Origin of the sequence: Paraburkholderia sp. A3BS-1L (assembly GCF_051125215.1) — a bacterium.
GTDB lineage: Bacteria > Pseudomonadota > Gammaproteobacteria > Burkholderiales > Burkholderiaceae > Paraburkholderia.
The window spans coordinates 1,239,852-1,258,990 of the sequence record NZ_CP120442.1; the positions used below are offsets into that span (position 1 = coordinate 1,239,852).

Below are 19,139 nucleotides of genomic sequence, written 5' to 3' on the forward strand. Positions count from 1 at the left end.
CATTGCCTCACTTCGCGTCGCGCTCGATGATCCACTCGTGCGCGGGATCGTTGTGGAAGTGCCACTCGCGTTTGGGACCGGCCATGACGTTCAGGTAGTACGAGTCATAGCCGTACGGCACGACCACGGGATGGTAGCCGCGCGGCACCATCACGACGTCGTGATCCTCCACGGCCATGGTCTCGTCGAGATCGCGCAAGTCGGTATAGACGCGCTGGAACGCGAAGCCCTGCTGCGGATTGAGCCGGTGGTAATAGGTCTCCTCCAGTGCGCTCTCTTGCGGCAGGCGGTCGGCGTCGTGCTTGTGCGGCGGATAGCTCGACGAATGGCCCGAGGGCGTGCGCACCTCCACTACAAGCAGCGATTCCGCCGGTTCAGTCTGCGGAAGAATATCGCAGACGTAGCGCGTATTCGCGCCCTTGCCGCGCGTGGAGCGCTTCATTTGTGAGGGCTCGATGAGCCGCACCGGCAGCGTGCCCTGTGCGGGCGCGCTCGCCACGCCCAGCTCGGCCTCGCGGGTGGCGCGCACTGTGGCCTTCACGCCGGGCGGCACATAGAGTGAGTATGGCGCGGCGTCTTCGAATACGCTGTCACGCGAGCCGAGATTCGAATACTGCCTGCCGTCTGCTTCGATATTCACGGCGCCCGAGAGCACGACGATGCAGCTTTCGCGGTCCGTCTCGTAGACATAGACCAACTCGTCCGCCGCGAGCCGGTACGCGGCGAAGCCGACATAGCGCCAGCCCGCCGTGGCGGGCGTGACGCGCGCGATCGTCTGGCCTTCGCGCTCGGCCTTGACCAACAGGCTCATGCTGCCTCCTTGCTTGTGCCACTTTCCTGGTTATCCGAATCAATGGGCGAATCGATCAGCGAACGCAGCGTGCGGTAACCCTTTTGTGCATACTCGTACGATGGTGCGATCACCGGATCCTGCTCGGCCTCCACGACGAGCCAGCCGCGATAACCGTGCTGTTTCAGGCGCGCGACGATCGCCGGAAAGTCGACTGCGCCGTCGCCGGGCACCGTGAAGGCCCCCGCTAGCACCGCGTCGAGGAAACTCCAGTTGCGGTTGCGTGCGAGCTTCACGACGGCGGGGCGCACGTCCTTGCAGTGCACGTGGCAGACGCGCGCGATGTGCTTGTCGAGTTCTACGACGGGGTCGCCCCCCGCGAACGTGATATGGCCCGCGTCGAACAGCAGCCCCACGGCGTCGCTCGTGCGCGCCATGAGCTTGTCGACGTCGGCGGGCGTCTCCACATACGCGCCCATGTGATGGTGATACGCAAGCCGCACGCCGCGCGAAAGCGTATGACGCGCGAACCCCTCCACGCGCGCGGCGTAGTCGTCCCACTGCTTTTCGCTGAAAAAGCGCGGGCGCTGATAGAGCGGGCGCGGCGCGCCCTGAATCGAATCGGCGACTTCGCCATACACCATCACGGTGGCGCCGTTTTGCGCGAGCAAATCCAGATGCGGGCCGACGGCCTCGATCTCCGCCGCCACGCTGCGATGTGCCAGCATGCCCGAGTACCAGCCCGACACGAGCGACAGATCGTATTGCGCGAGCAATGCCTTGAGCGCCTGCGGTTCGCGCGGAAATTTGTTGCCGAGCTCAAAGCCTTCGTAGCCGATCTCGCGCCCTTCGGTGAGCGCCACGGAGAGCGGCGTTTCGCCTCCGAGCGAGGGCAGGTCGTCGTTCATCCACGACAGCGGATTGATGCCGATGCGTACGTCGAATGCGCTCATGTGGGTTCCGTCTCGTCATGCCTGGATGGGGTCGTGGGCTGCGCATCGCCGGTCCGCTCGCGCCGGCCGCGCGTAGCGAGATGCGCGTCATAGTGCTCGCGCGCTTCGCGCACGGCAGCACGTGTCGATACCTCGGGCACGGCGACTTCCCACCACCAGCCGCCTTCCTCGGTCGTGCGTGCAGGGTCGGTGTCGATGCTGATGAGGTAGGTGCGTGAGGCCGCGCGCGCACGTTGCAGCGCGGTTTCGAGTTCCGCAATGTTGGCGACGTGCTCGGCCTGCGCGCCCAGCGCGCGCGCGTGCGAAGCGAAGTCGATGCGCGGCGCGCCGAGCGGCCCTTGCGCGCAGTCCTCGAACAGGTTGTTGAACGGCGCGCCGCCGCAGGCCTGCTGGAGCCGGTTGATGCAGCCATAGCCACGGTTATCGAGCACGACGATGATGAGCTTCGCACCGAGCATCACCGAGGTTGCGATCTCGCTGTTCATCATCAGGTAGCTACCGTCGCCCACCATGACGATGACTTCGCGATCGGGCCGCGCGAGCTTCGCGCCCAGCCCGCCCGCGATCTCGTAGCCCATGCACGAGTAGCCGTATTCGACGTGGTACGCGCCCGGCTGACCTGCGCGCCAGAGCTTGTGCAGTTCGGCGGGCAGGGTGCCGGCCGCGCATACGACAATGTCTTCGGTGTACGAACGGCTCGACGAGCGCTGCACGGCGCCGATCACATCGGCATCGTAGGGCAGGCTGTGACGCTCCTGCGGCGCGTGGGTGAGCGCGTCCACGCTTGCGCGCCATTCGTCGGCGAGGCGCCGCGCGCAGGCGGTCCAGTTCGCGTCCGCGCGCCAGTTGAGGAGCTCGTCGCCGAGCGCCGCGAGCGCGAGCTTCGCATCGGCCTCCACGGTCAGGCCGTTGTGCTTGAGCGCGTCGAAGCCGTTCGCGTTCACGCCGATCACGTGTGCGTGCGCGAACAGCGAATTCGAGCCGGTCGTGAAGTCCTGCAGGCGCGTGCCCACCGCGAGGATGCAGTCGGCGTCGCGCGCGAGCGCGTTCGCGGCGGGCGAACCCGTCACGCCGATGGCGCCCACATTGAGCGCGTCGTCCCAGGCGAGCGCGCCCTTGCCCGCCTGCGTTTCTGCCACCGGAATGCCGCGCGCGGTGGCGAGCGCCTTGAGTTGAGCCGCGGCCCGCGAGTAGAGCACGCCGCCGCCCGCGACAATGAGCGGACGCTTGGCGCGATGCAGTTGCGCAAGCGCCGCGTCGATCTCGCTTTGCACTGGCACATTCGCATGAAAGTTCACGAGGCGCGGTGTGAAGAAGCTCGCGGGATAGTCCCACGCCATGGCCTGCACGTCCTGCGGCAGCGCGAGCGTGACCGGGCCGCACTGCGCAGCGTCGGTGAGCACGCGCAGTGCGCGCGGCAAGGCGGTGAGCAACTGCGCGGGATGCACGATGCGGTCGAAATAGCGCGACACCGGCTTGAGCGCGTCATTGGCGGAGACGCCGCCATCATGAGGATCTTCGACTTGCTGAAGCACCGGGTCGGGTTCGCGCGAGACGAACGTGTCGCCGGGCAAGAGCAGGAGCGGCAGGCGGTTCACGTGCGCGAGCGCGGCGGCTGTCACGAGGTTGGTGGCGCCTGGACCGATCGAGGTCGTGACGGCCATCATGCGGCGGCGGAAATGTGCCTTTGCATAGGCGATCGCGCTGTGCGCCATCGCTTGCTCATTGTGCGCGCGCAGCGTGGGCAATTCGTGGCGATAGTGATAAAGCGCCTCGCCAAGGCCCGCCACGTTGCCGTGCCCGAAAATGGCGAACACGCCGCCGAACAGCGGCTCTGTACGGCCTGAGCCGTCATCGCAGGCTACGCGCTGCGCCGCGAGAAAACGCACCAGTGCCTGTGCCGTGGTGAGGCGCATCGTAGCGGCAGGGGTATTGGGCTGGGCGTCGGGCGTTGTCTGTGATGTGCCAGCGTTGGGAGCAATGCGCTGATTCATGCTGCTTTCTCCTCATGCGTGGCGTGAGCATCGCGCTGCTGTGTCGGGTCTTGTACCTCGCTTCGCGCTGCGCGCCAAGCCGCGATCAGCGCCTCGAAGGCGCGGCGCACGCGTGCGACCAGTTCCTGGTCGTCGATTTCTCCCGCGAGCCAGGCGAGGCTCGGCTCGTAGAAGATCGTGCGTCCTACCGTGAAGCCGCGGCACGTCTGCGAAGCCGCCGCCGCGCGAAAGCCGCTCGTCAATTGCTCGATGGGCGCCGAGAGGCCCAGCAGCACCACGCCACGGCAATACGGATCGCGTTCGGCGATCAGCGCGTCAATCTCGCGCCACTGCGCCGCGTCCATCGGTTCGAGCTTCCACCACTCGGGGTAGAGGCCGATGTTGTAGAGCCGCTTGAGCGCGCGATAGACTGTGTCGGGGGCGTTCGGCTTGCCATCGAACTTCGGCGGAATCACTTCGAGCAGCAGTTCGTGGCCGCTTGCCTGGACCGCGTCGTAGAGCGCGCAGAGCTGCGCTTCCTGTTCGAGGCGCTGCTCGATGGGCTCGTCGGGGTGGAACTGCACGAGACACTTCACCGTATGCCCGATGGGCCAGGCTGCGAGCGTGGTGCCGATCGAGCGGCCATGGTCGAACACGAGCGGCACCGAGCCCGGCAGCTCGACCGGCCGGCCGATCCACCAGTCGCGCCCGGTTGCCGCGTTGAGCGCGTCCTGGCCGTAGCGGTCGTCGATCAGGACGCCGATGCGGCCTTGCAAGCCGAGCTCGCTTTCGGTCTGCGCCACGGCGTCGACGAACAGGTTCTTCAGGTGCGAGATACGCGCCTCGCTGGCGCCGGTTTGCTGGGCGAGGTCGAAGAACTGGTTGCGATGATCGAATGCGAAACCCAGCACCTCGTCGTACTGTTTGCGCGCGGGCGTCACGCGATGCAGTCGGGCGAGCGTCGCGTCGCGGTCGGGGCGGCGCATGCGCACGGGGTCCATTGCGGCTTCGCGCAGGAAATAGTCGAGCTCTGCAGGTGTGGGCATGGCAGGCGCGCAACCGTGGCGCGAGACCACGAGCGCGCCGCACGCATTGGCCGCACGGGCGCAGTCCTCGAGCGGCGCGTCGCGCAGCCAGCCCGAAAGAAAGCCCGCCGCAAACGCGTCGCCCGCGCCGAGCACGTTGAGCACTTCGACTTCCACGCCGCGCTGCAACGGCACGGTATCGAGGGAATCGGGCACTGCGCCCTCGACGATCTGGCAGCCGAGCGGGCCGCGCTTCACGAGCAGCGTGGCGGCCGTGACCTCGCGCACGCGCTTGAGCGCGACGGGGAGGTTCTCCTTGCCGCCCGCGATGCGGAACTCTTCCTCGGTGCCGATCACGAGGTCGAAGCGCGGCAGGATCCGTTGCAGATGCTCGCTCACGCCTGCGCTCGCGATGAAGCGCGTTTCGCCGTCAGCCTTGCCGGTCAGGCCCCAGAGCACGGGCCGATAGTCGATGTCGAGCACGGTGCGCACGTTGTTGCGGCGCGCGTAGTCGAGCGCGGCGAGGCTCGCGCGGTTCACCTGTTCGGTCGAGAAGTGCGTACCGGTGATGAGCAGCGCTTTCGACGAGGCAATGTAGGCTTCGTCGAAGTCGCCCGCATCGACGGCCATATCGGCGCAGTTCTCGCGATAGAAGATGAGCGGAAAGGTATCGCGGTCCTTCAAGCCGAGCAGCACCAGGGCGGTGAGCCGCTCGCGGTCGATGCGCACGTGGCTCGTATCGCAGCCTTCCTTGGCGAGTGTTTCAGTGAGGAAGCGGCCCATATGGTCGTCGCCGACGCGCGTGAGCATGGCCGCGTTCAGGCCGAGCCGCGCGCAGCCAAAGGCAATGTTCGCCGACGAACCGCCGAGATACTTGGCGAAGGTGGAGACATCCTCGAGCCGCGCGCCCACCTGCTGCGCATAGAGATCCACGCCGAGCCGGCCGAGGCAGACGATGTCGCGGCTGCGCGCGCTCGCGAAGCGCGAAGGGGAGGTGCTGGGGAGAGCCATGAGCATTCCTGTCGTATTCGGTCCCGCACGTATTCAAATGGTCGCGCCGTCGAGCTCGGCAATCATCTTCTGCATCTCCGCGCCGCCGGCCATCATGTCGAGCACTTCGTTCTTGCTGATCGTGTCTTTCGTGTACGTGCCGAGCGAGCGGCCGCGATTGAGCAGTGTGAACGAGTCGCCAATCGGGTACGCGTGGTGGACGTTGTGGGTGATGAAGATCACCGAGATGCCTTTGGCGCGCGCGTTATGAATCAGCTTGAGCACGTTGAAGCTCTGCTTCACGCCGAGCGCGGCCGTTGGCTCGTCGAGAATCAGCACCCGTGCGCCGAAGTGAATCGCCCGCGCGATCGCGAGGCACTGGCGCTCGCCGCCGGACATCGTGCCGATGGCCTGATGCGGGTCGCGCACGTTGATGCCCATTTCGGAGAGTCGATCCTTTGCGATGGTTGCGCTCGCATCCAGATCCATCACGTTGATGAACCCAAAAAGCTTCTTCTGCGGTTCGCGGCCCATGAAGAAGTTGCGCGCCACGGAGAGCAGCGGCACCAGTGCAAGATCCTGATAGACCGTTGCGATGCCGAGGTCGAGCGCGTCCTTGGGCGAATCGAAGCGCACGGGCTTGCCGTCCACTAAATATTGGCCCGAGGTAGGCGCGTGCACGCCGGCTAGCGTCTTGATGAGCGTGGACTTGCCCGCACCGTTGTCGCCGAGCAGGCAGTGCACTTCGCCGCGCTTCAGACGCAGCGTGACGCCGTTGAGCGCGATGACCTTGCCGAAGTACTTGCTGACGTTTTCCAGTGCGAGGATCGTGTCGCTGTTCGCATTTGCGCTTTCAGTCTGGTTCATGTCGGCCTCCGGCTTAGGATTGCGCGACGCGGCGGCGCACATAGTGGTTGAAGAGCACGGCGATGAGCAGCATCACGCCAAGGAAGACGCGGAACCAGTCCGAGTCGATGTTCGTGTAGGTAATGCCGATCTGCACGACGCCGAAGATGAGCGCGCCGAACGCGGCGCCGATCACCGAGCCATAGCCGCCCGTGAGCAGCGTGCCGCCGATTACTGCGGCGATGATGGCTTCAAACTCCTTTTGCAGGCCGCGGTCGGCGGCGGCCGAGCCGATATCGCAGACTTGCAGCACGGCGAACAGGCACGAGCAGAAAGCGGTGAGCATGAAGAGCGCGATCTTCACGCGCTTGACCGGCACGCCCACGTTCTTTGCGGCGTTGGCGTCGCCGCCCACGGCGAGGATCCAGTTGCCGTAGCGCGTCTTGGCGAGCGTGAACGCACCGATGGCCACGAGCGCGAACCACCAGAGAATGACCTTCGGCACGCCCGGCACGAGCGGCTGACCGTTGTCGAGCATCTTGCCGATGCCGATGTGCGCGAGCGCCACGAACAGGCCCTTGAACGCCGTGCCGTGAAAGAGCAGGTTGGTCGCATAGTCGGCTTTCGCGACGTCGCCCACGCCGGAGACGATGGTGCGGTCGGCGAACATGATCGAGAGCGCGAGTGTGAGGCCGCGCAGGATGAACAGGAACGCGAGCGTGACAATGAACGAGGGCAGCCGCGTGCGCATCACGAGGTAGCCGTTCAATGCACCTAGCGCGGTGCAGCCCGCGAACGCGAACAGGATGGACAGCGCAATGGGCCAATGGAAGTACATGGTGGGGATGGCCACCATCATGCCGGCAAAGCCGATCATCGAGCCGATCGAGAGGTCGAATTCGCCGGCGATCATCAGCAGGCACGCGCCAACCGAGAGGATGCCCAAGTAAGCGGCCACCTGCGACCAGTTCATCACGCCGTCGAGGTCGAACATGCCGGAGCCGCCCGCGCCGATCGCGAACACGGCGAACACGAGCACGGTGCCGGAAATCGCGGCAAATTCGGGGCGGCCGAGCAGTTGCCCGAACCACGATTCGCGCCGCACGCGCTCGTCGGTGGTTCCGGGCCCCGCCGGCGCCGGCTGACCCGGGCGCGGGTCTGGCGCCTTGTCCGTTGCATGCGAGGGGAAGTGTTTGCCGGCTACACCCATGATGGCTCCTTGATTCGACCACACCTGGTGTGCGCCAGGTGTGGTCTCTTGCTGAAGAGAAGACGCTTTGAACCTGCGGGATCAGCGGTATTGACCCGCGTACTTCACGACCTTGTCGAGGTTCTCCCGGGTGATGAAGCCCGGACCCGAACGGATATTGCGCGGTCCGTACGAGGGTTGCAGGCCGTAGGTGTCCAGACGCTGCTTGAACTTCGGATTGGCTTCGAGGATCTGGCGGATCTTCGCCGGGTCGGTCGTATGTTCCTTCTTCACGATCGCGAGCACGGCCACCGGGATATAGCCCTGCAGATACGGCTGCTGGTCGATGGCGAACTGGATCGTGCCCGCGCGGATCGCCTTGGCGATCTCATCGGAGAAGTCGAACGTGCAGAAGTAGATCTTGCCCGCGAGGCCCATCTGCTGAACCGCCTTGAGCGTGGCTGCCGCCGGCACAGGGCCGAGCGTGAGAATCGCGCCGGTGTTCGGATGGTTGCGCAGATACGCGCTCACTTTCGACTGGATTTCGGTCGGGTCCTGGCCCGAGTCGATCGTCGAGGTCTTGTAGTTCACGCCGATGGCGTCCGCAAAGCCGCGGCAACGGTCGAACGACACCGTATTGGTGGCGATGTGGTTCACGCAGAGAAACGACTTCACGCCCGCGGCCTTGGCCTTTTCGCCGGCTGCGTGGCCCGCCACGTATTCGGGCTGGCCCACGTGCATGATTGCGCCGAGCTTCGCGCTCTGGTCCTCGGTGCCGGAGTTGATCGTGACGAGCGGGATCTTCTTTTCCGTGACCTTGCCGATGGAATTCTTCAGCACGTCGTAGTCGGCGATGGTGGTGATGACGCCGTCGTAATTGCGCGCGGCGGCCTGCTCGATCAGGCGCGCCATGTCGGCGATGTCGCCGTTGGGCGGATTGCGGTAGTCGGTTTCGACGTTGAAGTCTTCGTCGGCCTGCTTGATGGCGTTCTTGATGGTGTTCCACCACGAGTCCGAATCCGGCGCGTGGCTGATCAGCACGAAGTGTGCGTCGGCGGCCTGCGCCGGTTGCGCACCCAGCGCGCTCAAGCCGCTCAGTCCCGCTGCCAGCGTGAGCGCTGCGGCCAACCTTCGGAGCATGGTCCTGCCCTTGCGTTGCGTCATTGTCTCCACCTTTCTCGGTCTGTCGTTCGTTCTTGGGGTGAGCGACGCGCGCTTCTCGGCTTGAGTTCCTGGCTTGCGTTGCCGCTTCGCTCAACGACAAGAGTAGGCGATCGTCTGGCGAGTTGCAACAGAAATTTCATTGCAAATAAAAATGGAAAATTTGTTCCAATCGTGTGCGCCGCTGCCTATAATCGGCTCCGTCGGCATGCCATGCATGCGTGGGCTAGCAGGGCTTCGCAGCAGGGGTTTGCCACACTGCAGCAAGCAACAGGGAAAAACGATCATGGCCGATGAAACCAGCGACGCCGTAGCAGGCGTGGACGAATTGATGCAGCGCATCGCGCACGAGTACGAGGCGTTGCCGCGGCAGTTGAAGAGCGTCGCGAACTATATCGAGCAGAACCGCGCGAGCGTCATGATGGATCGCACGAGCGACATCGCCGCGAGCTGCTCGGTGCATCCTTCGGCGGTGGTGCGGTTCGCGCAGCGCTTCGGCTTTTCGGGCTTCTCCGATTTGCAGGCGGTGTTCCGCCAGGCCTATGCGGGGCAGGGGGCGTCACCCACGAGCTATCAGCAGCGCATACGCCAGTTGATCGAGGTGAAAGACGGCAGCGCGAGCCCCGATCTCGGCGGTGCGGTCGCGCGCGAATTCATCGGCGCGTGCCGCAATGGGCTCGACGAACTCGAGGCCGGACTCGACGATGCGCAGTTCGACGCCGCGGTGAAGATGCTCGAGCACGCGGACAACATCTACGTGATCGGCGTGCGCCGCTCGTTCGCGGTGGCGAGCTATATCGTCTACGCATTGCAGCACACGAGAAAGCGCGTGCATCTCGTGTCGGGCTTCGGCGGCATGTATCACGAGCAGATCCGCAGCGTGAAGAAAGGCGACGTGGTGATCGCTATCAGCTTCGCGCCTTACGGCAAGGAGACGCAATACTGCCTGCGCGTGGCGCAGCAGCATCAGGCGAAGACGCTGGTCATTACGGACAGCCAACTTTCGCCGCTCGCGCGCCATGCCGACGCGCAACTCTATGTGAAGGAGGGGAGCGCATTCGCGTTCCGCTCGCTGACGAGCACGTTTTGCCTGTGCCAGGCGCTGTTCGTTGCACTCGCGTACCGGCTCGAACTCAACGTGGAAGAATCGACCGACCCAGGAGAATACGATGACTGAAGCAGGAACATGCAATGTTGCAGTATTCGGCGCGGGCCGCATCGGGCGGATTCATGCGGCGAACCTCGCGCGCCAGCCCGGCGTGCGCCTGAAGTACGTGGTCGATGTGAACCGTGAGGCAGCGGCCGCGCTCGCGGCGCAGCTAGGTGCGCAAGTGGTTGACGTGGAAGGCGCGCTCGACGACGCCTCGGTCGGTGCTAGCGTGATCTGCTCATCGACCGATACGCATTCCGAACTGATCTTGAAGTCGGCGGCGGCAGGCAAGCATATCTTCTGCGAGAAGCCGGTCGATCTGGCTCTCGCGCGCGCCCGCGAATGCGCCGATGCGGTCGCACGCGCGGGCGTGGTGGCCATGATCGGCTTTCAGCGCCGCTACGATCCTACCTTTGCCGCGCTCAAGGCGCGTCTGGACGCCGGCGAGATCGGCACGCCCGAGGTGCTGGTCGTGACGAGCCGCGACCCCGGAGCTCCGCCCGTGGAGTACATCGTGCGCTCGGGCGGCATCTTCAAGGACATGCTGATCCACGACTTCGACATCTTCCGCTGGATTCTCGACGACGAAGCCGACACGGTGCATGCGACGGGCAGTTGTCTCTCGGACCCCGCCATCGCCGATGCGGGCGACATCGACTCCACTGCCGTCACGATCCGCACGAAGCGCGGCCGTCTTTGCCAGATCAACACGTCGCGGCGCGCGGCCTATGGCTACGACCAGCGCTTCGAGATTCTCGGCAGCGCGGGCATGCTTCAGGCAGGCAACATGACGCCGACCGAGGTGGTGTCGTGGACCAAAGGAGCGGTGGCGCGGGACGTGCCGGAAGCGTTCTTTCTCGAGCGCTACCGGGCCGCCTATGCGCGCGAGATGGCGCATTTTTACGAGGCTCTCACGCAGGGCACGCCCGTGCGCACGAGCGTGGCCGACGGCCTCAAGGCGCTGGAGCTTGCGGAGGCGGCGGCGCTGTCGTGGCGCGAAGGCCGCGTAGTGAAGCTGGGGGCGTGATCACGTCGCGCGAGTAAGGGCCGTGGCGGCATGGTGCTCGCCAGATAGAGAGGATCCCGAAGGAGACAGGCGATGCAGGCGAATGAACGTACCCGGCCGTTGCGCGTGGGCGTGGCCGGACTGGGCCGGCTCGGGCGGCGGCATGCGCTTAATCTTGCGTACCGTGTGCCGGGCGCGAAGCTGGCGGCCGCATGCAGCCCGCTCGACGACGATCTCGCGTGGGCCCTCGAGGCGATACCCGAAGCGCGGCAATACCGCGAGTACGCCGAGTTGCTGGCCGATGCAACGATAGACGCCGTATGGCTCGTGACGCCCTCTGCGCTTCACGCGCAGCAGATTGTCGCTGCGTTGCACGCGGGCAAGCACGTGTTCTGCGAGAAGCCGCTCTCGCTCGACGTGGCCGAATGCGAGCGCGTGGTCGACGAGGCGCGGCGCTTTTCCGGGTGGCAGGTGACAATCGGTTTCATGCGCCGTTTCGATCCGAGCTATCACGATGCGTTCTCGAAGCTGCGCGGGGGGGCGATCGGGCGGCCATTTCTCGTGCGCTCGCAAACCTGCGACCTCAACGACCCAGATGGTTTTTTTGTGCGCTTCGCGCCCGGTTCGGGCGGCATCTTCCTCGACTGCACCGTGCACGACATCGACGTCGCGCGCTGGCTGCTCGGCAAGCCGCGCGCCACGCGCGTGTTCGCGGCCGGCGCGGTGGCGCTGCACGAGGGCCTGCGTGAATTCGGCGATATCGACAACGGCGTGGCGATCTGCGAGTTCGAAGGCGGCAGGCTCGCGATGTTCTACGCATCGCGCACAATGGCACATGGCAACGACACGTCGAGCGAGGTGATCGGCACGGCCGGCGCGCTGGCGATCGGCCACGTGCCGCGCGCGAACCGTGTGGAGATCTACGACGTGCACGGCGTGCGCAGCGTTTGCACGCAGACCTTCTTCGACCGCTTCGAGGAGGCGTTTCTGATCGAAGCGCAGGCGTTTGTCGCAGCGGTGCGCGCGCGTGAGGGCGGTGAGGCCGGCGTGGCGGAGGACGCGACGGCGAGTGCGGAGCAGGGCGCGACGCTGGAGGACGCGCTGGAAGCGACGCGAATTGGCTGTGCGTTGCGCGAGTCGCTGCGCACGGGCCAGGCGGTGACGCTCTGAAGGCGCAAAGAAGGTGCAAAGAAGGCACAAGCGGCGTTGTACGCGGCTGCGGTAAAATCGCTGCTATCCGTGCACACCCTGCGCCCTCCGCCGAGGTGGCGCGCCAACGAAGGATCCAACCCAATGCAGATTGAGGTTCACAAGGAAGTAGATGCGCGTGGGCTGACCTGCCCGCTGCCGATCCTGCGCGCCAAGAAGGCGCTCGCCGACATGGAAAGCGGCCAGATTCTCAAGGTTCTCGCGACCGATCCCGGCTCGCAGCGCGATTTCGCGGCCTTTGCCAAGCAAACGGGCAATGAGATCGTGGAAAGCTCGCAGCAGGACAAGACCTTTGTGTTCCTGATGCGCCGCCGCTGATATAACTGCAGGGATGCGCTCGAGCGCATCGCATGAAAAAATGGCCCGCAATCGTGAGATTGCGGGCCATTTTCTTTGCCGGGATGGGGACTGATTAGCCCTCCAGCTCCGGCTTGCGCGTGCGCAGATATTCCGCGAAATCGGTGGCCACTTCCGGGTGGCGCAGCGCGAATTCCACGGTGGCCTTCAGGTAGCCGAGCTTGCTGCCGCAGTCGAAGCGCGTGCCGTGATACTTGTACGCGAGCACTTGTTCATCGGCGAGCAGCGACTGGATGGCGTCGGTGAGCTGGAGTTCGCCGCCCGCGCCCGGCTTGATCGAGCGCAGGTGCTGGAAAATGCGCGGCTTGAGCACGTAGCGGCCCACCACGCCGAGGTTCGACGGCGCGACTTCGGGCGCCGGCTTTTCGACGATGCCCGAGAGCTTGACGATCGAGTCTTCCCACTCCTTGCCGTCGACGATGCCGTACGAGCCCGTTTCCGAGGGCGGGATCTCTTCCACGCCGAGCACCGAGCTGTGGTAGTGGTCGAACACCTCGACCATTTGCTGCATGACGGGCGGGGTGCCGTAGAGCAGGTCGTCGGCGAGGATCACGGCGAACGGGTTGTCGCCCACGAGCTTTTCCGCGCACAGCACGGCGTGGCCCAGACCCAGCGCTTCGGGCTGGCGCACGTAAAAGCAGTCGACGTTGTTCGGCTTGATGTTGCGTACCAGTTCGAGCAGCTTTTCCTTGCCGCGTGCTTCGAGCTCGGCTTCGATCTCATATGACTTGTCGAAGTGGTCTTCGATCGCGCGCTTGCTGCGGCCCGTCACGAAGATCATTTCGGTGATGCCAGCCGCGACGGCCTCCTCGACCGCGTACTGGATCAGCGGCTTGTCCACGACCGGGAGCATTTCCTTCGGGCTCGCCTTGGTGGCCGGAAGGAAGCGCGTGCCGAGGCCCGCAACCGGGAATACCGCTTTGGTAACTTTTAGCATGTCTTTAGTCCTGGTCCTGGTTGGTCTGGCGCCGTGCGCGCCGCCAGACCTCACCTTAAGCCGATTCAGGCCGGCAGCCGCGCGAATTGCGCGGTCAGCTTGCCCAGCGTTGCCTGAAATTCTGCCAGCCTCTTCTGCTCCTGCTCAACCACCACAGGCGGGGCTTTTGCAACAAAACTGTCATTTCCTAGCTTGGCATTGCACTTCGTCACTTCGTTCGTCAGTCGCGCGATCTCCTTCGAAAGACGTTCGCGTTCGGCCGCCACGTCGATCTCCACCTTGAGCACGAGCTTGTCCGTACCCACGATAGCAACCGGCGCGCCTGCCGAGGCGGCGTCGAGCGTCGCTTCGTCGGCGATGATCTGGACCTCCGAGAGCTTCGCGAGCGCTTGTGCATAGGGCGCGAACGACGCGAGGCGCTCCGCGTTGCCCGTCACCAGCAGCGGCACCTTCGTGGCGGGCGAGAGGCCCATCTCGCCACGCAGATTGCGGCATGCATCGATCACGGCCTTCAGGTCGGCAGCCCATTGCTCGGCGGCTTCGTCGATCTTCTTCGGCTCGGCCAGCGGGTAGCGCTGCATCATGATCGATGCTTCGCCCTCGGCCGCGCCCGCCGGATAAGCATCGGTGAGCGGCGCCACCTTCTGCCACAGCGCTTCGGTGATGAACGGAATCACCGGATGCGCGAGGCGCAGCACCGTCTCCAGCACGCGCAACAGCGTGCGCCGCGTGGCGCGCTGCTGCGCGGGCGTGCCGGTCTGGATCTGAACCTTCGCGAGCTCCAGGTACCAGTCACAGTATTCGTCCCAGACGAACTTATATATGGCGTTGGCCACGTTGTCGAAGCGATAGTCGGCGAAACCCTTCGCGACTTCGGCTTCCACGCGCTGGAGCAGCGAGACGATCCAGCGGTCGGCCTGCGAGAAGTCGGTGTAGCCGCCCGGGCCGCAATCGCCCGGCTGGCACGCGCCCGGCTTCGAGAAGCCGCAGTCGTGGCCTTCGCAGTTCATCAGCACGAAACGCGTGGCGTTCCAGAGCTTGTTGCAGAAGTTGCGATAACCCTCGCAGCGCGCGAGGTCGAAGTTCACGTTGCGCCCGAGCGTGGCCATCGAGGCCATCGTGAAGCGCAGCGCGTCGGTGCCGAAGGCGGGAATGCCGTTCGGGAATTCCTTGCGCGTTTTCTTCTCGATGGTCGCGGCCTGCTTGGGGTTCATGAGGCCGGTGGTGCGCTTGGCGACCAGCGCTTCGAGCTCGATGCCGTCGACGATGTCGATCGGGTCGAGCGTGTTGCCCTTGCTCTTGGACATCTTCTGGCCTTCGGCGTCGCGCACGAGGCCGTGCACGTAGACCGTGTCGAAGGGCACCTTGCCGGTGAAGTGCGTGGTCATCATGACCATGCGCGCCACCCAGAAGAAGATGATGTCGAAGCCCGTGACCAGCACGGAGGAGGGCAGGAAGGCCTTCAGCTCAGGCGTATCCGCAGGCCAGCCGAGCGACGAGAATGGCACGAGCGCCGACGAGAACCACGTGTCGAGCACGTCCTCGTCGCGCTTCAAGGCGCCCTTGTAGCCCTTGGCGTCGGCCTGCGCGCGCGCTTCTTCCTCGCTCTTCGCGACGAAGATTTCGCCGTTCTCGCCGTACCAGGCCGGAATCTGGTGGCCCCACCAGAGCTGGCGCGAAATACACCAGTCCTGGATGTTCTCGAGCCACTGGTAGTAGGTGGTGGTCCAGTTTTCCGGCACGAACTTGATCTGGCCGTTGCGCACCACCTCGAGCGAAGTTTCGGTGATCGACTTGCCGGGGTTGAAGGTGCCTTCGGGTGCGGGCTTGGTCATCGCCACGAACCACTGGTCCGTGAGCATCGGCTCGATCACGACGCCCGTGCGGTCGCCGCGCGGCACCATCAGCTTGTGCGGCTGCACCGATTCGAGCAGGCCCAGCGACTCGAAGTCGGCCACCACCTGCTTGCGCGCTTCGAAGCGGTCGAGGCCGCGATATTTTTCGGGCGCGTTGTCGTTGATCTTCGCGTCGAGCGTGAGGATCTCGATCATCGGCAGGCCGTGGCGCTGGCCCACCTGGTAGTCGTTGAAGTCGTGCGCGGGCGTGACCTTCACGACGCCCGTGCCGAACTCGCGGTCCACATACTCGTCGGAAATGATCGGGATTTCGCGGTCCGCGAGCGGCAGCTTCACGGTCTTGCCGATCAGGTGCGCATAGCGCTCGTCTTCCGGATGGACCATCACGGCCGTGTCGCCGAGCATGGTTTCCGGGCGCGTGGTGGCGACCGTGAGGTGGCCCGAGCCATCGGCGAGCGGGTAGCGCAGGTGCCACAGGTGGCCGTTTTCCTCTTCGCTCGCGACTTCGAGGTCCGAGACGGCGGTGAGCAGCACCGGATCCCAGTTCACGAGGCGCTTGCCGCGGTAGATCAGGCCCTGTTCATAGAGGCGCACGAACACGTCGCGCACGGCGGCCGACATCTTGTCGTCCATCGTGAAGTACTCGCGCGACCAGTCGATCGAAGCGCCCAGGCGCCGCACCTGGCCCGTGATGGTCGAGCCCGACTGCTGCTTCCATTCCCACACGCGCTCGACGAACTTCTCGCGGCCGAGGTCGTGGCGCGAGATCTTTTGCGCATCGAGCTGGCGCTCGACCACGATCTGGGTGGCGATGCCCGCGTGGTCCGTGCCCGGCACCCACAGGGTGTTCTCGCCGAGCATGCGGTGGTAGCGCGCGAGGCCGTCCATGATCGTCTGGTTGAACGCGTGGCCCATGTGCAGCGTGCCGGTGACGTTCGGCGGCGGCAACTGGATCGAGAAGTTGGCGCGGCCGGGCGTGAGGGTCGCGGCGGCGTAGCCGCGGCGCTCCCATTCGGGGCCCCAGTGGGCTTCGATCGTCTGCGGCTCGAAGCTTTTCGCTAGCGTGCTGTCGCTCATGGGTGGAATCTGCCGAAAAAAGATGCTGAAAACTTTCGATTATAAGGGGAAGCGCCGTCAGGCCGGGCCCGGGGCCCGTCCATAGCCGGTATGGCCTTTATAATGACGGTCTACTTCGAAGCCCGCCGCGATGGCGCCCCTGCTTGCGGCTTTCCTCGCGGCCTTCCTCGCGCCCCTCATTCATGCCTGAACTGCTCGCCAACCTGAACCCCGAACAACACGCCGCTGTCACGTTGCCGAACGAACCTGCGCTCATTCTGGCCGGGGCCGGCAGCGGCAAGACGCGCGTGCTGATCACGCGCATTGCGTGGCTCATCCAGCAGGGCCTCGCCTCGCCGATGACGATTCTCGCCGTGACTTTCACGAACAAGGCCGCACGTGAAATGACGAGCCGCCTTCAGGCGATGATGCCCATCGACACGCGCGGCATGTGGATCGGCACCTTCCACGGCCTGTGCAACCGCATGCTGCGCGCGCATTACCGCGACGCCGGCCTGCCGCAGACCTTCCAGATCCTCGACACGGCCGACCAGCTTTCGGCCATCAAGCGCTTGATGAAGGGTCTGAACATCGACGACGAGAAGTTCCCGCCGAAGAACCTTCAGCACTTCATCAACAACGCGAAGGAGCAGGGCCTGCGGCCGAAGGACGTCGACGTCACGGATCACTACAACCGCAAGTTCGTCGAGCTCTACGAAGCCTACGAGCAGCAGTGCCAGCGTGAAGGCGTGGTCGACTTCGCCGAGCTGCTGCTGCGCTGCTACGAGCTGCTCGCGTACAACCCGCCGCTGCGCGCGCATTATCAGGCGCGCTTTCGCGACATCCTCGTCGACGAGTTCCAGGACACCAACAAGCTCCAGTACGCGTGGCTCAAGCTGCTCGCGGGCTCGGGCAACGCGATCTTCGCCGTGGGCGACGACGACCAGTCGATCTACGCGTTCCGTGGCGCGAACGTGGGCAACATGCGCGACTTCGAGAACGAGTTCCGCGTGAAGCACCTGATCAAGCTCGAGCAGAATTACCGCTCGCACGGGCACATTCTCGATGCGGCGAACTATCTGATCGCGCATAACTCGCGGCGCCTCGGCAAGAATCTGCGTACCGACGCGGGCCACGGCGAGCCGGTGCGCGTCTACGAGGCCGCCACCGATTCGCAGGAGGCGGGCTGGATCGTCGAGGAAGTGCGGGCGCTCATCAATCAGGGCCTCGCGCGCAACGAGATCGCGATTCTGTACCGCAGCAACGCGCAGTCGCGCACGATCGAGCACACGCTCGTGAACGCGGGCGTGCCGTACAAGGTGTATGGCGGCCTGCGCTTCTTCGAGCGTCAGGAAGTGAAGCACGCGCTCGCCTATCTGCGCCTGATCGACAATCCCAACGACGACACCGCGTTTGCGCGCGTCGTGAACTTCCCGACGCGCGGCATTGGCGCGCGCTCGATCGAGCAGCTTGCGGATGCCGCACGCCTCTATAACTGCTCGATGGCGGCGGCGATTCCCTATGTCACGGGCAAGGCCGGCACGAGTCTCGGCTCGTTCGCGAACCTGATCGCGAAGATGCGCGCCGAAACTGCGCAAATGAGCCTGCCCGAGACGGTCGAGTACACGGTGCGCATGAGCGGTCTGGCCGAGTTCTATCAGGGCGAGCGCGAAGGCCAGGACCGTCTGGAGAACTTGCAGGAACTCGTGAACGCGGCCACCGCGTTCGTGAGCGAGGAAGGCTACGGCATGGACACGCCGGCGCGCTCGATTCCGCTGCGTCCCGGCGCGAGCGCGCTGCCCGAGATCGTCTCGCAGGAAGGCGAGATCGAAGTGCTCGACGCGCCCGCGATCACGGATCCCGCGCAGAACCCCGACCTCATGACGCCGCTCGCGGGGTTTCTCTCGCATGCGTCGCTCGAAGCGGGCGACAATCAGGCGCAGGCGGGCCAGGACGCCGTGCAGTTGATGACTGTGCACGCCGCGAAGGGGCTCGAATTCACGGCGGTGTTCATCACCGGTCTCGAAGAGGGGTTGTTCCCGCACGAGAACAGCGCGATGGAAGCCGATGGCCTCGAGGAGGAGCGCCGCCTGATGTACGTGGCGATCACGCGCGCGAAGGAGCGGCTCTATATCTCGTTCGCGCAGAGCCGTCTGCTGCACGGCCAGACGCGCTACAACGTGCGCTCGCGCTTCTTCGACGAACTGCCGCAGGAGTCGCTCAAATGGCTCACGCCGAAGGTCGAGGCGGGCGCGCGCTGGGGCGGGCGCTCGGACAACGCCGGCTGGGGGCGCGACTGGTTCTCGCGTCCGGGTGGCGGAAGCGGCGGCGGTGGCAGTCGCGATCGCGATGCCTATATCGCGGACAAGAGCCCCGCGCCGGCGTTCGCCAACGAGCAGCGCGCAGCCGAGACGGGCTTTCGCGTGGGCCAGGTCGTGTTTCATACGAAGTTCGGCGAAGGCACGATCACGGCGCTCGAAGGCAGCGGTGCCGATGCCAAGGCGCAAGTGCGCTTCAAGCGCCATGGCGAGAAATGGCTCGCGCTGGCCGTGGCGAAGCTGCAGCCGGTCGAGTGAGCGGCGTTTCCGTGCAACGCATCAACCCAGTGATGTAACCGGTCGACATAACCCATCGACGCAAC

14 protein-coding genes are annotated in these 19,139 nt (G+C 65.1%); 5 read left to right on the top strand and 9 right to left on the bottom strand.

Annotated features, from left to right (window positions below; translation table 11 throughout):
* Positions 1 to 7: 7 nt before the first annotated feature.
* From iolB to P5W99_RS05655, 7 genes are all read right to left on the bottom strand, one after another.
* Complete coding sequence (gene iolB, locus P5W99_RS05625; protein ID WP_421079309.1) at positions 8 to 811, bottom strand: 5-deoxy-glucuronate isomerase; 804 nt, start codon at positions 809 to 811, stop codon at positions 8 to 10.
* A complete protein-coding gene (gene iolE, locus P5W99_RS05630) occupies positions 808 to 1,743 on the bottom strand; it encodes a myo-inosose-2 dehydratase (RefSeq protein ID WP_421079310.1) in 936 nt (311 codons plus the stop codon). The genes iolB and iolE overlap by 4 nt, the downstream gene beginning before the upstream one ends.
* Positions 1,740 to 3,737: a 3D-(3,5/4)-trihydroxycyclohexane-1,2-dione acylhydrolase (decyclizing) gene (gene iolD, locus P5W99_RS05635; protein ID WP_434662174.1), complete on the bottom strand. Its 1,998-nt coding sequence runs from the start codon at positions 3,735 to 3,737 to the stop codon at positions 1,740 to 1,742. Before iolD ends, iolE begins: the two co-directional genes overlap by 4 nt.
* Entirely contained in the window at positions 3,734 to 5,752 is a 2,019-nt protein-coding gene (locus P5W99_RS05640; RefSeq protein ID WP_434662176.1) for a bifunctional 5-dehydro-2-deoxygluconokinase/5-dehydro-2-deoxyphosphogluconate aldolase, read from the bottom strand. Before P5W99_RS05640 ends, iolD begins: the two co-directional genes overlap by 4 nt.
* 33 nt (positions 5,753 to 5,785) lie before the next feature.
* The gene (locus tag P5W99_RS05645) at positions 5,786 to 6,598 is read right to left on the bottom strand and encodes an ATP-binding cassette domain-containing protein (RefSeq protein ID WP_421023613.1); all 813 of its coding nucleotides are present in this window, start codon (positions 6,596 to 6,598) and stop codon (positions 5,786 to 5,788) included.
* A gap of 13 nt (positions 6,599 to 6,611) precedes the next feature.
* Positions 6,612 to 7,787, bottom strand: coding sequence for an ABC transporter permease (locus P5W99_RS05650; protein ID WP_434662177.1), 1,176 nt, complete (start codon positions 7,785 to 7,787; stop codon positions 6,612 to 6,614).
* An 81-nt stretch (positions 7,788 to 7,868) separates the two neighbouring features.
* Positions 7,869 to 8,930: a sugar ABC transporter substrate-binding protein gene (locus tag P5W99_RS05655; protein WP_421079314.1), complete on the bottom strand. Its 1,062-nt coding sequence runs from the start codon at positions 8,928 to 8,930 to the stop codon at positions 7,869 to 7,871.
* A gap of 283 nt (positions 8,931 to 9,213) precedes the next feature.
* Here P5W99_RS05655 and P5W99_RS05660 point away from each other — a divergent pair, with 283 nt between their 5' ends.
* The 4 genes from P5W99_RS05660 (at position 9,214) to P5W99_RS05675 (ending at position 12,610) form a co-directional block, all read left to right on the top strand.
* On the top strand, positions 9,214 to 10,104 hold the full coding sequence (locus P5W99_RS05660; RefSeq protein WP_421079315.1) for a MurR/RpiR family transcriptional regulator: 891 nt from the start codon (positions 9,214 to 9,216) through the stop codon (positions 10,102 to 10,104).
* Complete coding sequence (gene iolG, locus P5W99_RS05665) at positions 10,097 to 11,104, top strand: inositol 2-dehydrogenase (RefSeq protein ID WP_434662178.1); 1,008 nt, start codon at positions 10,097 to 10,099, stop codon at positions 11,102 to 11,104. Before P5W99_RS05660 ends, iolG begins: the two co-directional genes overlap by 8 nt.
* Before the next feature lie 72 nt (positions 11,105 to 11,176).
* On the top strand, positions 11,177 to 12,253 hold the full coding sequence (locus tag P5W99_RS05670; RefSeq protein ID WP_421079317.1) for a Gfo/Idh/MocA family oxidoreductase: 1,077 nt from the start codon (positions 11,177 to 11,179) through the stop codon (positions 12,251 to 12,253).
* A gap of 129 nt (positions 12,254 to 12,382) precedes the next feature.
* Positions 12,383 to 12,610 carry a sulfurtransferase TusA family protein gene (locus P5W99_RS05675; RefSeq protein WP_421025193.1) on the top strand — a complete coding sequence of 76 codons (228 nt, stop codon included), beginning with the start codon at positions 12,383 to 12,385 and terminating at the stop codon, positions 12,608 to 12,610.
* 94 nt (positions 12,611 to 12,704) lie between these two features.
* On the opposite strand, the gene galU is transcribed toward P5W99_RS05675, so the two are convergent.
* Both galU and P5W99_RS05685 read right to left on the bottom strand, forming a co-directional pair.
* A complete protein-coding gene (galU, locus tag P5W99_RS05680) occupies positions 12,705 to 13,586 on the bottom strand; it encodes a UTP--glucose-1-phosphate uridylyltransferase GalU (RefSeq protein WP_421023619.1) in 882 nt (293 codons plus the stop codon).
* Positions 13,587 to 13,651: 65 nt separating this feature from the next.
* Positions 13,652 to 16,519: a valine--tRNA ligase gene (locus P5W99_RS05685; protein ID WP_434662179.1), complete on the bottom strand. Its 2,868-nt coding sequence runs from the start codon at positions 16,517 to 16,519 to the stop codon at positions 13,652 to 13,654.
* Between the two features lie 182 nt (positions 16,520 to 16,701).
* On the opposite strand from P5W99_RS05685, the gene P5W99_RS05690 reads away from it, so the two are divergent.
* Positions 16,702 to 19,074: a UvrD-helicase domain-containing protein gene (locus P5W99_RS05690; protein WP_421044019.1), complete on the top strand. Its 2,373-nt coding sequence runs from the start codon at positions 16,702 to 16,704 to the stop codon at positions 19,072 to 19,074.
* Positions 19,075 to 19,139 lie beyond the last annotated feature (65 nt).